The organism is Tepidamorphus gemmatus, assembly GCF_004346195.1.
GTDB lineage: Bacteria > Pseudomonadota > Alphaproteobacteria > Rhizobiales > Tepidamorphaceae > Tepidamorphus > Tepidamorphus gemmatus.
In genome coordinates this window covers 200,211-213,835 of record NZ_SMAK01000006.1, presented here as the reverse complement: position 1 = coordinate 213,835, position 13,625 = coordinate 200,211, and the positions used below count along the sequence as shown (strand labels likewise).

Annotated in this window: 12 protein-coding genes; 10 read left to right on the top strand and 2 right to left on the bottom strand. The window is 67.9% G+C overall.

Going from position 1 to position 13,625, the window contains the following annotated elements; translation table 11 throughout:
• Positions 1-90 precede the first annotated feature (90 nt).
• Entirely contained in the window at positions 91-1,509 is a 1,419-nt protein-coding gene (locus EDC22_RS11625) for an EAL domain-containing protein (RefSeq protein ID WP_165926880.1), read from the top strand.
• Positions 1,506-2,399 (top strand): TIGR01459 family HAD-type hydrolase, encoded by an 894-nt coding sequence (locus tag EDC22_RS11620; RefSeq protein WP_132806823.1) that lies wholly within the window; start codon positions 1,506-1,508, stop codon positions 2,397-2,399. The genes EDC22_RS11625 and EDC22_RS11620 overlap by 4 nt, the downstream gene beginning before the upstream one ends.
• Positions 2,400-2,405: 6 nt before the next feature.
• Here the strand turns inward: EDC22_RS11620 and EDC22_RS11615 are convergent, their stop codons facing one another.
• Positions 2,406-3,050: a chemotaxis protein gene (locus EDC22_RS11615; RefSeq protein WP_132806822.1), complete on the bottom strand. Its 645-nt coding sequence runs from the start codon at positions 3,048-3,050 to the stop codon at positions 2,406-2,408.
• A 73-nt stretch (positions 3,051-3,123) separates the two neighbouring features.
• Positions 3,124-3,507, bottom strand: a complete 384-nt coding sequence (locus EDC22_RS11610) for a chemotaxis response regulator CheY (protein ID WP_132806821.1) — start codon at positions 3,505-3,507, stop codon at positions 3,124-3,126.
• A 229-nt stretch (positions 3,508-3,736) separates the two neighbouring features.
• Here EDC22_RS11610 and EDC22_RS11605 point away from each other — a divergent pair, with 229 nt between their 5' ends.
• From EDC22_RS11605 to EDC22_RS11570, 8 genes are all read left to right on the top strand, one after another.
• The gene (locus EDC22_RS11605) at positions 3,737-4,177 is read left to right on the top strand and encodes a MaoC family dehydratase (protein ID WP_132806820.1); all 441 of its coding nucleotides are present in this window, start codon (positions 3,737-3,739) and stop codon (positions 4,175-4,177) included.
• A gap of 29 nt (positions 4,178-4,206) precedes the next feature.
• On the top strand, positions 4,207-5,199 hold the full coding sequence (locus tag EDC22_RS11600; protein ID WP_132806819.1) for a bifunctional riboflavin kinase/FAD synthetase: 993 nt from the start codon (positions 4,207-4,209) through the stop codon (positions 5,197-5,199).
• Between the two features lie 3 nt (positions 5,200-5,202).
• Complete coding sequence (locus tag EDC22_RS11595; RefSeq protein ID WP_132806818.1) at positions 5,203-6,159, top strand: DMT family transporter; 957 nt, start codon at positions 5,203-5,205, stop codon at positions 6,157-6,159.
• Positions 6,160-6,364: 205 nt separating this feature from the next.
• Positions 6,365-9,301: an isoleucine--tRNA ligase gene (gene ileS / locus EDC22_RS11590; protein WP_132806817.1), complete on the top strand. Its 2,937-nt coding sequence runs from the start codon at positions 6,365-6,367 to the stop codon at positions 9,299-9,301.
• 60 nt (positions 9,302-9,361) lie between these two features.
• Positions 9,362-9,874, top strand: coding sequence for a signal peptidase II (gene lspA, locus EDC22_RS11585; protein ID WP_132806816.1), 513 nt, complete (start codon positions 9,362-9,364; stop codon positions 9,872-9,874).
• Between the two features lie 104 nt (positions 9,875-9,978).
• The gene (locus EDC22_RS11580) at positions 9,979-10,638 is read left to right on the top strand and encodes a hypothetical protein (protein WP_132806815.1); all 660 of its coding nucleotides are present in this window, start codon (positions 9,979-9,981) and stop codon (positions 10,636-10,638) included.
• Between the two features lie 147 nt (positions 10,639-10,785).
• Positions 10,786-12,174 (top strand): M16 family metallopeptidase, encoded by a 1,389-nt coding sequence (locus EDC22_RS11575; protein ID WP_132806814.1) that lies wholly within the window; start codon positions 10,786-10,788, stop codon positions 12,172-12,174.
• Between the two features lie 28 nt (positions 12,175-12,202).
• A complete protein-coding gene (locus EDC22_RS11570) occupies positions 12,203-13,567 on the top strand; it encodes a M16 family metallopeptidase (protein ID WP_132806813.1) in 1,365 nt (454 codons plus the stop codon).
• The last annotated feature ends 58 nt before the right edge of the window (positions 13,568-13,625 follow it).

Below are 13,625 nucleotides of genomic sequence, written 5' to 3'. Positions count from 1 at the left end.
ACTCCCTTTCGGTTGCGAGAATCACCTAGTATCGCCCGCATGGCTACTCCATCCGCAGCAGATTCGAGGCCCGTTCGCGGGGTGACGGCGGTGAGGTCGGTGCTTCCCTCCGCCTCGCCATGGTTCGTCGCCGCCTGCATGGTACTGATCTCGGTGTCGCTCGCCGGCCTGCTCTATCTGCGGGCCGGACTGACGATTGCCGAGGCTGGCTGGCTCGGCTTCGGCGCGCTGCTGCTCATGGTGCTCGCCGAGTTCTTCTCCGCACGGGCGCGCGAGCGCAGCGCGGTCGAGGCAGAGCTTCAGGAAATGGCACGCCTCGCCCTCTCGCTCGAGCGCGAGGTGATTCGCCTGCGCGAGCGGGTCGGTGCGTTCGAGGCCGACGTCCAGCAGCGTGTCGAGGAGGCGGTGGATGTCCGCCTGACGGGGCTGTCGGCCGATGTCGTCGTGCTCGAGTCGCTGGTTCGCGACCTGGGCGATACCGTCGCCGCGCTGGAACGGCCGGCGCCCCCCGTCCGCGCCCCGGTTCACGAGGCGGCACCGCAGTCAGCGACGGAGATGGCTGCGCGAGTCGCAGCGGAGCCGCCCCTGGTGGCGCCAGACGGCCCGTTCGCAGGCATGTCCGAGACCGATGCCATGGCGCTCGTCCGAAAGGCGGTGGACCAGGACGGCGTCGAGGTATTCCTGCAGCCCATCGTCACCCTTCCGCAGCGCCGTATCGCCTTCTATGAGGCGCTGGGTCGCCTGCGTTTGGAAACCGGCGGCCTGGCCGACGGCGCCGACTTCGTTCCGCTTGCCAGACAGGCCGGCGTGATGCCGGTGGTCGACAGCATCATGCTGTTCCGTTGCGTCCGGATCATCCGGCGCATGGCGCTGAAGAGCAAGGATGTCGGGATCTTCTGCAACATCTCGGCGCAGACGCTCGCCGATGCCGAGTTCTTCCAGCAATTCGTCGACTTCATCGGCGACAATCGCGGTCTCGCCGAATCGGTCATCTTCGAATTGTCTCAGGCCGAGTTCGACGGGCTCGGTCCGATCGAGCAGGCCAATCTGGAGGCCCTGGTCGATCTCGGCTTCCGGCTGTCGGTGGACAATGTGCGGCGGCTCGACCTCGACTGCGCCCGGCTTGCCGACCGCAAGGTCAGTTTCGTCAAGGTCGACGCCGATCTCCTGATCAACCCGCCGCCGGCTTCCGGCGCCAACATCCATGCTGCCGATCTGGCCCGGCTGTTGCAGCGCTATGGCATCCAGCTGATCGTCACCCGGGTCGAATCGGAGGCGCAGGTCGTGGACCTGCTCGACTACGATGCCGCCTACGGCCAGGGGCGCCTGTTCTCGCCGCCGCGCCCGATCAGGTCGGACGTCATCCGCGCCGATGCGCCCGAACAGGCGCGTCCTGCGCGCGAGCCGCGCGAGGCGGCTGTCAGGTCGGCGCAGACGGGGACCGCGGCGCTCGCCGTCCGCCGCGACGCAACCGTCAGGCCCGCCCCGCGTCCGGCCCCCATCGAATGACCGGAATCGCTGTCCCTGACGGAGCGGCAGCGCGGCCGCTGCTTCTCGCACGATTCGGCGACATTGCCGGCGACTATGATGGCGTGCTGTGCGACATCTGGGGCGTTGTCCACAACGGAGTCCGTGCCACGCCCGAGGCCTGCGACGCGCTGGTGCGGTTCCGGCGGAACGGCGGCCGCGTGGTGCTGATCACCAATGCTCCGCGGCCCGGCCGGTCGGTGGTACCGATGCTCGATGCGCTGGGGGTGTCGCGCGAGGCCTATGACGGCATCCTGTCCTCCGGCGACCTTACCCGGGACATTCTGGTGAGGCATGCTGCGCGACTGGTGTTCCATCTCGGGCCGGACCGCGACCGGGCGATCTTCGACGGCCTCGACGTGGCGCTGGTCGGACCCGATCAGGCAGACATCCTCGTCAACACTGGTCTCTTGGACGACGAGGTCGAGACACCGGAGGATTATGCCGGGCTGCTCGCAGAGCTCGCCGCGCGCGACATCGAGATGATCTGCGCCAATCCGGACATCGTCGTCGAACGCGGCGATCGCCTGCTCTACTGCGCCGGCGCCCTCGGCGAGGCCTACAGCCGGATCGGCGGACGGGTGACATGGGCCGGCAAACCGCATCCGCCGATCTACGAGAGCTCGATCGCCATGCTGGAAACGGCGGCGGGACGGCCCGTCGACCGGCGCCGGATCCTTGCCATCGGCGACAGTCTGCGAACCGATCTGGCCGGCGCCGCCGCGATGGGACTCGATGCGCTGTTCATCGCCTCCGGCATCCACGCTGGCGAGTATGGCGGCGGTGAGGCGCCCGATATGGATCGGCTCGGCGCCTCTCTGCGCGCAGCCGGTCTGGCGCCGCGCGCGGTGATGTCCAGGCTGGCCTGGTGAGGCGCCTCACGAGAACAGCGAGTCGACCTCGTCCTGGTTGATGCCCTCGCCGGGGGCCGACGGCCCGTCCAGCAACAGGCGCTTCTTGCGCTCGGCGCGGCTGGCTTCCTCTTCCGTCAGCGGACCCTCCAGGTCCTCGATCCGCATCTTCTGCGCGAACCGGCTGACCCGCTCGTCGATCATGTTCAGCGTCTCGACGACCTTGCTGATCCGCTGGCCGGTGATGTCCTGGAAGGAGCAGGCCTCGAAGATCTTCAGCACCTGCTCGTTGACGAAATCCCGGTAGGCGGCCGGATCGCTGCTGTCGGCGTTCATGATCGCCTCGGCGCATTCCATGATCGTGTTGGTCGCCTCCTCGGTCGCCGTGACCACCGCGTCGAGCTCGCGGCCGGCGGTCGGAAGGTGCAGCTGCTTGAGATCGTTGGCCTGCAGGCCCGCAATGTCGTTCTTCATCGTCTCGATGTAGGAGGCGATCTCGGTGAATTCCCTGTAGACCGTCTTGTCGATTGCCCGGTAGACGCTCGACAGCGAGCGCGACATCACCTGCGCCAGCGACAGGATCTCGCGGAACGAGAGGTCGCCATCGGCGCCCGTACGCACTTCCTCCAGGACGCGCGAGATCTGGTTCGCGCGCGATGGTTTCCTGGGCATCGGATTTTCCCCCGTTGGCAGGCAGCGCATTGGCGGGACCGCAAGTCCCGTCGTCGTCTGGCCGATATCGGTCCTACTGACCAAAGACCGCGTCGATCTTGCTCTTCAGCGTGGCCGCGTTGAACGGCTTGACGATGTAGTTGTTCACGCCCGCCTTCTTGGCCGCGATCACGTTCTCGGTCTTCGATTCGGCGGTGACCATGATGAACGGCGTCTGGCACAGACGCTCGTCGCTGCGCACGTGCCGCAACAGCTCGTAGCCGGTCATCGGCTCCATGTTCCAGTCGGAGATGATGAGACCGTATTTCTTTGCGCGCAGCTTCTGCAGCGCCTCGGTGCCGTCCGTCGCCTCGTCCACCTCGTTGAAGCCGAGCTGCTTGAGCAGGTTCCGGATGATCCGGATCATCGTCTTGTAGTCGTCGACGACGAGGATCGGCATGCTCGTATCGATCGCCATTCTAGCGCTCCAATCTTCTCGACCTGACCTGTCAGGCGGGTTCGATCCCCCGGATTCGCCGCAGGTCTTCCCGTCCATTGATGCTGTGGCACGCTACCCTTGCCGGCTGAAGAGACGGTTAAACCGGAGGCGGAGTCGGCCGCGTGGTTAACCGATCGTCGCTCTGGCGGGGTCGAGCGACATCGGATAGGCAATCGGCCAGGCGCGGATGTCTGACAGGGGAAGGTGCATGCGGCCACCGCAGACCGGCTTCGGCTACCATTTCGAGGATCTGTCCGTCGGCATGAGCGAGACACTCATGCGGACCGTGATGGCCGACGATGTCGTCGGCTTCGCCAAGCTGTCGGGCGACAACAATCCGGTCCATCTCAGCGACCACTTTGCCGCGCGCACGCCGTTTCGCGAGCGCATCGCGCATGGGCTCTATACGGCAAGCCTGATCTCCGCGGTGCTCGGCACCCGGCTGCCCGGACCCGGCGCCATCTACGTCTCGCAGACCATCAATTTCCGCGCGCCGGTGCGCATCGGCGACGTCGTCGTCGCCCGCGTCGAGGTCGCCGAACTCGACCCGCAGAAGCGGCGCGCGCGCCTCAATTGTGAATGCAGCGTCGATGCCAAGACCGTCCTTGACGGCGAGGCGGTGGTGCTGGTTCCCTCACGCGCCGGCTGAACCCGGCGCCGCGACGAAATCGGCAGCAGATGACCGAGAGCCAGTTCGCCCACATCACCGACGCCCAGGAGTTTCCTGAAAGGCTGCGCCGCGGGGTCGTGGCGATCGGCAATTTCGACGGCGTCCACCGCGGCCACCGCGCCGTTCTCGGCCAGGCGCTGCAAATCGCCCGCGCGCGCGGTGCGCCAGCACTGGCCGTGACGTTCGAGCCGCATCCGCGCAGCTTCTTCCGCCCGGACGAGCCGCTGTTCCGCCTGACGCCCGCCGATGCCAAGGCCGAGCTGATCGCGGCGCTCGGTCTCGATGCGATGGTGGAGATCACCTTCGACGCGGCGCTCGCCGCCACCTCGCCGGAGGCGTTCGTCGACGATATCCTGGTCGCCCGGCTCGATGCGGCGGTGGTCGTGGTCGGCTTCGACTTCCACTTCGGCAAGGGCCGCGCGGGCTCGCCGCAGATGCTGGTCGCGCTCGGCCGCAAGCGCGGGTTCGACGTGGTGGTCGTCGAGAAGGCCGGCGATGGTGAGGCCGGGTTCTCGTCCAGCGCCGCGCGAGCGGCGCTGGCGGAGGGCCGGGTCGAGGAGGCGGCGGCAATCCTGGGCTATCGCTGGTTCGTGCGCGGCGAGATCGTGCACGGCGAGAAGCGCGGCCGCGAGCTCGGCTTCCCGACGGCGAACATGCGCCTGCCGGCCGACTGCGGCCTTCGGCACGGCATCTACGCGGTCCGCATGCGTGTCGGCGGCGCCACCCATGACGGCGTCGCGAGCTATGGCCGGCGGCCGCAGTTCGACAACGGCGCGGCACTGCTCGAGACCTTCCTGTTCGATGTTGCGACCGATCTCTACGGGAAGACGGTCGAGGTCGAGTTCGTCGGCTTCATCCGACCGGAGGCCCGCTTCGCCAGCGTCGAAGACCTGATCGCGCGGATGCACGAGGATGCCCGTATCGCGCGGCGGATGCTGGCCGAAGCCGACGCCGCCGCTGGCGAGGTAGCGGTTTCCGCGGCGGCCCGGGTCTCCGGCTGAGCGATGGCATTGCGCTCGGCCACGGCTGCGGCAGCCAGCGAACGCGACATCGTCTCCGGCATGCTGATCATGGCCTCGGCGACCATGCTGCTGCCGGTGATGGATGCCTTCTCGAAGGAGCTCGGCGCAAGCCTCAACCCGCTCCAGATCGCCTGGGGACGATTCGCCTTCCAGGCTCTCTACACGCTGCCGGTCGTCGTCTTCTGGCTCGGCGCCGCGCATGTCCTGCCGCGGCCGCTCGGACTGCATGTCCTGCGCGGCATCCTGATCGGCGGCTCCAACGTCGCCTACGTGGCGGCGATCATCCGGATGCCGCTGGCGACGGCGCTCGCCACCGTCTTCGTCTGGCCGCTGATCGTCACCGCCATCTCGGCGCTCGTGCTCGGCGAGCATGTCGGTCCGCGCCGCTGGGTGGCGGTTGTCGTCGGGCTCATCGGCGCGCTCATCGTCATCCGCCCGGGCAGCGCGGAGTTCTCGCCGGCGGCGCTGTTGCCGGTGCTCTGCGCCATCATGTTCTCGGGCTATTTCATCGTCACCCGTCGCCTGGTCGGCAGCGCGCCGGCGATGTCGATGCACTTCTTCACCGGCCTGTCCGCCTCGCTGTTCCTCGGGCTGCTGATGGCGCTCGCCGCCTGGTTCGACGTGGCGCTGTTCGCGCCGGCCATGCCGGACGGCCGGCAATGGCTGTTCCTTGCCATCGTCGGCTTGATCTCGACGGCCGGACACCTGCTGATCATTCTCGCCTGCACGCGGGCACCGGCCTCGGTGCTGGCGCCGATCGGCTATCTGGAGATCGTCGGCTCGGCGACGATCGGCTATCTGGTGTTTGACGAGGTGCCCGGTGTCTGGACCTGGGTCGGCGTGGCGGTGATCATCGGCTCCGGCCTCTATCTGTGGATGCGCGAACGCCGCGTCGGCACGGTCGGCGCGATTTCCGGACGCACGACGCTGAAGCCGTGAGGCGCCGCCGCGCTTTATCGAACCCGCCATGCCTGCTAGAAGGCGCCCCATGCGACGCGTCCTCGACAGCCGTCCCGCTCGCGCGGGAGTGCCGCGGCGAATTACCGGCCCGGTTCCGGCCTGAGGCGGAACTGCGGTTCCGCGAAGGCCCGGGGCCGGGACTGCCGATCCTTGCCGCCAGCATGCTCAAACCGCCTGGAAGCCCATGACACACGGTTCCGATTCCGCTCAGAAGCGCGACTATTCCGAGACGCTTTTCCTGCCGAAGACCGATTTCCCGATGCGCGCCGGCCTGCCGCAGCGGGAGCCGGAGCTCATCGCCCGCTGGGACCGGCTCGGCATGTATGCCCGGCTGCGCGAGGCGGCGAAGGGGCGCGAGAAGTTCGTCCTGCATGACGGCCCGCCCTATGCCAACGGCAACATCCACATCGGCACCGGGCTGAACAAGATCCTGAAGGATGTCGTCACCCGCTCGATGCAGATGCTCGGCTACGATTCCAACTACGTGCCCGGCTGGGACTGCCACGGCCTGCCGATCGAATGGAAGATCGAGGAGCAGTACCGCGCCCGCGGCAAGAACAAGGACGACGTGCCGATCATCGAATTCCGCAAGGAATGCCGGCAGTTCGCCGAGCACTGGATCAACGTGCAGCGCGAGGAGTTCCGCCGGCTCGGGGTCGAGGGTGACTGGCAGAACCCCTATACCACGATGAACTTCGCCGCCGAGGCGCAGATCGCCCGCGAGCTGATGAAGTTCGCGATGAACGGCTCGCTCTACCGCGGCTCCAAGCCGGTGATGTGGTCGGTCGTCGAGAAGACCGCGCTGGCCGAGGCCGAGGTCGAGTATCAGGACCACACCTCCGACATGATCTGGGTGAAGTTCCCGATCGCCGCCGGCCCCGAAGCCGGGAAGGCGTTCGTGGTGATCTGGACCACCACACCTTGGACCATCCCCGGCAACCGCGCGATCTCGTTCCATCCGCGCGTCGAGTACGGACTCTACCGGATCACCGAGGCCCCCGCCGGCAACTGGGCCGCGGTCGGCGAATGCTACATCCTGGCCGATCGCCTGGCGGCCGAGGTGTTCGCGGCCGCCAAGGTCGAGCGCTACGAGCGTGTCCGCGACCTCGATTACGGTGAACTGCCGGAAATCGTCTGTGCCCACCCGCTGAAAGGGCTGGCGGGCGGCTACGGGTTTGATGTGCCGCTGTTGCCCGGCGAGCACGTCACCGACGAGACCGGCACCGGCTTCGTCCACACCGCGCCCGGCCATGGCGTCGAGGACTTCGAGGTCTGGACGGCACACAAGGCGCTGCTCGAGAGCCGCGGCATCGACCCGGCGATCCCCTACACCGTCGATGCCGACGGCTACTTTACCCGGGACGCGCCCGGTCTGGAGGGACGCCGCGTCATCACCGACAAGGGCGACAAGGGCGATGCCAATCAGGCCGTGATCGACGCGCTGGCAGCGGCCGGGATGATGGTGGCGCGCGGACGGCTGAAGCACCAGTACCCGCATTCCTGGCGCTCCAAGAAGCCGGTGATCTTCCGCAACACGCCGCAATGGTTCATCTCGATGGAGGACGACAGGGGCGAGGACGGCCTGCGCGCCAAGGCGCTGAGGGCCATCGCTGCGACCCGCTTCGTTCCGGAATCCGGCAAGAACCGCCTCAGCGGCATGATCGAGCAGCGCCCGGACTGGGTGATTTCGCGCCAGCGCGCGTGGGGTGTGCCGATCACCGTCTTCGTGCATCGTGACACGGGCGAGGTGATCCCGGGCGCCGGCTTCGCCCAGTCCGAGGCGCTGATCGAGCGCATCGGGGCGGCGTTCGAGGCGGAGGGCGCCGACGCCTGGTTCGCCGAGGGCGCCCGCGAGCGCTTCCTGTCCGGCCTGGTCGAGGATCCGGCCGAGTGGGAGCAGGTCGGCGACATCCTCGACGTGTGGTTCGATTCCGGCTCGACCCATGCCTTCGTGCTGGAGGTGCGTCCCGACCTGAAATGGCCGGCCGACGTCTATCTCGAGGGCTCCGACCAGCACCGCGGCTGGTTCCACTCCTCGCTGCTCGAATCCTGCGGCACCCGCGGCCGCGCCCCCTATGACGCCGTCATCACCCATGGCTTCGTCATGGACGAGGAGGGGCGCAAGATGTCGAAGTCGCTCGGCAACGTCGTCACGCCCCAGGACGTCATCAAGCAGTCGGGCGCCGACATCCTGAGGCTGTGGGTGGTCTCCTCCGACTATGCCGAGGACCTCCGGATCGGGCCCGAGATCCTCAAGACCAACGTCGAATCCTACCGCAAGCTCCGCAACACCATCCGCTGGCTGCTCGGCTCGCTCGCCCACTATGACGGCGTTGACGTCGCGGAGGCCGAGATGCCGGAGCTGGAACGCTACATCCTGCACCGGCTCGCCGAGCTTGACCGGCTGGTCAGGCGCGCCTATCGCGACTACGACTACAAGCGCATCACCCACGCGCTGCTGAACTTCGCGGCGGTTGACCTGTCCGCCTTCTATTTCGACATCCGCAAGGATGCGCTCTACTGCGATCCGGCTTCCAGCGTCCGGCGACGGGCCTGCCTGACCGTTCTCGACCGCGTGTTCCGGCGGCTGATCGTCTGGTTCGCGCCGATGCTGCCCTTCACAATGGAGGAGGCGTGGCTGTCGCGCTTCCCTTCGGAGACGGGTTCGGTTCACTTCGAGACCGCGCCGGACACGCCTGATGGCTGGTATGATGAGGCCCTCGCCGACAAGTGGCGCCGGATCCGGCGGGTCCGCCGTGTCATCACCGGCGCACTCGAGGTGGAACGGGCGGCAAAGCGGATCGGCGCGAGCCTGGAGGCTGCGCCCGACGTGTACGTCGATGACGACGCGCTGTTCACGGCGGTCGCCGACGTGGATCTGGCGGAGATCTCGATCACCAGCCAGGCGACGTTGAGGCGAGGAGCCGGACCCGTCGAGGCCTACCGGCTCGACGAGGTGCCCGGGGTCGCCGTGGTGCCGCGACGCGCCGAGGGCCGCAAGTGTGCCCGGTCCTGGCGCATCCTGCCCGAGGTCGGTACCGATCCTGACTGGCCCGATCTCTCGCTGCGCGATGCCGCTGCCATGCGCGAGTTCGAGGCCGCCCGTGCCGCGGCGGAGTAGGGCGGTGACGGTTGCCGTCCGGCGCACGGGCGGGGCGTCCGTGTCGGTCCGGCAACGCCGATGACGGTCGCTTCGCACCTTTGGGGGCGGTTCAGCCTGTTCGGCGGCCTCATCGCGCTTGCCGTCTTCCTCGTCGATCGGGCGAGCAAGTGGTATCTGCTCGATGTTTTCGCCATCGGCTTGCGTGGCCGCGTCGAGGTGACGCCGTTCTTCGACCTCGTGATGGTGTGGAACCGGGGGGTGAGCTACGGCCTGTTCCAGCAGGACACCGCGTTCGGTCTCGTCCTGCTCGCCGGGATCAACTTCGTCGCGGCGATCCTGCTGTGGCTATGGCTCGCCCGCGTGCACTACCGTCTGACCGCTGTGTCGATCGCGCTGGTGATCGGTGGCGCGATCGGCAACGGCGTCGATCGCGTGATCTACGGAGCGGTCGCGGATTTCTTCCACCTGCATGCGTTCGGCTGGTCATGGTACGTCTTCAACATCGCCGACATGGCGATTGTTGCGGGAGTCGTCGGGCTTCTGTATGACTCCCTCACCAACAGCCACAAAAGAGCCCCAAAGCCCGACTAGCGGCTGAGTGGAAGCTGGGTTGGGATCTTTGTGGAAGCGCTAGAGGACGTGTCGTTATTGCGCTGGCGTCGGGCCGCCAGTCGGGACACGGGGACAGGACGCTGATGCGTTACGAGCGGGGGATGGTTGCGACGGTGCGGACCGCGGTTGCGGCCTGTGCCCTGGGCGGTCTGGTCGCTGCCTGTTCGAGCGGCAACAGCGGCTTCTCCGATCCTGTCGAGGACATGCTCGGCGATCCGATGGTGATGCTCGGCTTGCGCACCGACCCCAACGAAGAGGAAATCGAGTATGGCCCGCGCTCGCCGCTGGTGATGCCGCCGAGCGCCGAGGCGCAATTCCTGCCGACGCCACAGGAGCCGTCAGCCGATTTCGGTGCGGACTGGCCCGACGATCCGGACGTCCGCGCACGGCGCGAGATGGCCGAGCTCCGCCGGGCAGCGCAGAAGGAGAAGCCATCCGACGTGCAGTGGGCCTCCAAGCCAATGTCGCCCGAGGATCTGGATGCCTGGGGCCGCCAGTATGGTCGGCAGAACGGCGCGGGCCTGGGCACGCCCGAGCGGGTACGGCGCGAGGAAGACAAGGTGGTGAGCTCGCGCGAGCTTCTGGACCGTCGCAGCGATCCCACCGCGCTGCGTTCCGAGCCGCCCCGTACCTCGCTGACCGAGCCGCCGCCGGGGTACCGGACGCCGGCGCCGCCAGTCGAAGGTGCCGCACCGGTCGAGGAGAAGAAGGGCTTCTTCTCGCGCCTGTTCGGTAGGAGTTGACGACGTACGGGTCGAGTGTCGAGCTGGTGATCACGTCCCGGACAGGGGTGTGGCACCGGGCGGGGCGCCCATCTATATCGTGACTCATGCCGCCGGTGCGGCCGCACCAGGGCTGCGCCACGAGTGCCGACTGCCAAGAGGGACCCCATGCAACTGTCAGCGCCCCGGCGCCTCGTTCTGCCGGTTCTGGTCGCCGGCCTGCTTCATCTTCCCGCACTCACCCCGGCCGCAGCGGGCAGCGAGGATGCCGTGACGACGTTTACCCTCGACAACGGACTGGAAGTCGTGGTGATCGAGGATCATCGCGTACCCGTCGTGACCCACATGGTCTGGTACAAGGTCGGGTCCGCCGACGAGCCGCCTGGCAAGTCCGGGATCGCCCATTTCCTCGAGCATCTGATGTTCAAGGGCACAGAGGCGCATCCGGCTGGCGAGTTCTCCAGGGTCGTTGCCGATATCGGCGGTCAGGAGAACGCCTTCACCGCGTCCGACTATACCGCCTATTTCCAGCGTGTCGCCCGAGAGCATCTGGGCACCGTGATGCGCTACGAGGCGGACCGCATGACGGGCCTCGTGCTTGCCCCGGAGGACGTCGAGTCCGAGCGTCTGGTGATTCTCGAGGAGCGCAGCAGCCGCGTCGAGAACAGCCCGTCGGCACAGCTTGGCGAGGCGATGGACGCGGCGCTCTTCACCAACAGCCCCTATGGCCGGCCGATCATCGGATGGCGCCACGAGGTCGAGGGGCTGACGCGTGAGGATGCGCTGGCCCATTACGCGCGATTCTACACCCCCAACAACGCGGTGCTGATCGTGGCCGGCGACGTCTCCCCTCAGGAGGTCCGCGCTCTGGCCGAGGAGACCTACGGGACGATCGCCCCGCGCGCCGAGGTCGGCGAGCGGGTGCGGCCGCGCGAGCCGGAACCGCTCGCCCCGCGCGAGGTCAGCCTGTCGAGCCCCCGCGTCGACCAGGAGCAGTTTCGGCGCGCCTGGCTGGTCCCCAGCTACAACACCGCCGCGCCCGGCGAGGCCGAGGCACTCGACGTGCTGTCCGCCATCCTCGGCAACGGCGCCAACAGCCGCCTCTACCGTGCGCTGGTCGTCGCCAACGGCGCTGCCGCCTCGGCCGGGGGCTGGTATCAGGGCTCGGCGCTCGACGATACCCGGCTGATGGTCTACGCCGTGCCCAATCCCGACACCTCGCTTGAGGATCTGGGACGGGCGGTCGACGCCACCATTGCTGAACTGGTCGCCGGCACGATCCCCGACTCCGAACTGACCCGCGTCAAGAACGCACTGATCGCCGAAGCGGTCTACGCTCAGGACAGCCAGTCGACGCTGGCGCGCATCTACGGCACGGCGCTGACCACCGGTGGCACCGTGGAGGATGTTGCCGGATGGCCGGACCGCATACGCGCCGTCACCGCCGACGACGTTCTGGCGGTGGCCCGCAAGTACCTGGTCCCGGAGCGTTCGGTCACGGGCTATCTGCGCGCCGCGCCGCGCGAGGAGGCAAAGGCTCCCGCCGACCGGTCCTGATCACCGGCCCGCCAGAGGAGATCGACAGATGACCCTGTTCACCGGACACCTGTCCGCAACCCCGGTACTCGCCGCACTTGCCATGGCCGTCTCCCTGAACACAGCAGCCCTTGCCCCTGCCGGCGCCGTCGACATCCAGCGGGTCGTCTCGCCCGGTGGCATCGAGGCCTGGCTCGTCTCCGAGCCGGCAGTACCGCTGGTCAGCATGCAGTTTGCCTTCGACGGGGGCGCCGCCCAGGATCCCGCCGACAAGCCCGGTCTCGCCAACCTGCTGAGCAGCCTGCTCGACGAGGGCGCCGGCGAGATCCGTGCCGCCGAATTCCAGGAGCGGCTGGAGACCCTGGCGATCGAGATGTCCTTCGATGCGGACCGCGACGCCTTCTATGGGGAGTTGCGCACTCTCACCGAGAATCTCGACGCGGCGGTGGATCTGCTCAGGCTGGCCATCAACGAGCCGCGTTTCGACGAGGATGCCGTGACCCGCATGCGCGCCCAGGTGCTGGCGAGCCTGCGCCGCGAGTTGCAGGATCCCGATGCGGTTGCCGGGCGGCGCTGGTCGCAGCTGGTGTTCGGGGAGTATCATCCCTACGGCCGGCCGGTCAAGGGGACGCTCGACTCGGTGGCGCGTATTACCGCCGACGACCTGCGCGCCTATCGCGAGCGGGTGTTCGCGCGCGACACGCTGAAGATCGCCGTGGTCGGCGACATCGACGCCGAGCGACTGGCGCCGCTGCTCGACGAGGTGTTCGGCGCGCTGACGCAACAGGCACGCCTCGATCCGGTACCGGAGGCGGCGCTGCCCGATGGCGATCTCACCGAGATCGTCGAGATGGAGATCCCGCAGACCATTATCCGTTTCGGCGGGCCGGGCCTGAAGCGGGACGATGCGGACTTCATGGCGGCCTTCGTCGTCAACCACATCCTCGGCGGCGGCGCCTTCTCCTCGCGCCTCTACCAGGAGGTGCGCGAGAAGCGCGGCCTGTCCTATTCGGTCTACAGCTATCTCTACCCGCTGAAGCATTCCGCCCTGTTCGTTGGCGGCGCAGCGACCCGCAACGACCGCGCCGCCGAATCGCTCGACATCATTCGTGCCGAGCTCGCGCGGATGGCGACGGAGGGACCGAGCGAGGAGGAGCTCGACAAGGCCAAGCGCTATCTGAAGGGCTCCTATCCGCTGCGCTTCGACACTTCCTCGAAGATCGCGCGCCAGCTCGTCGAGATCCAGCGCGACGGTCTCGGCATCGACTACATCAACATCCGCAACGATCTGATCGACGCGGTCGGTATTGAGGATGCCCGCCGGGCGGCACGCCGTCTGCTCGGCGAGGGCGGCCTGTATGTCACCCTGGTCGGGCGCCCGGACGGTCTGGCGGCGCCGGCCGGCGGCGGCTGAACCAGGCAGGCCCGTCTGCCCCCGGGGAGCCTAGCCGCGGTGCCGCCCATGCCCTAAA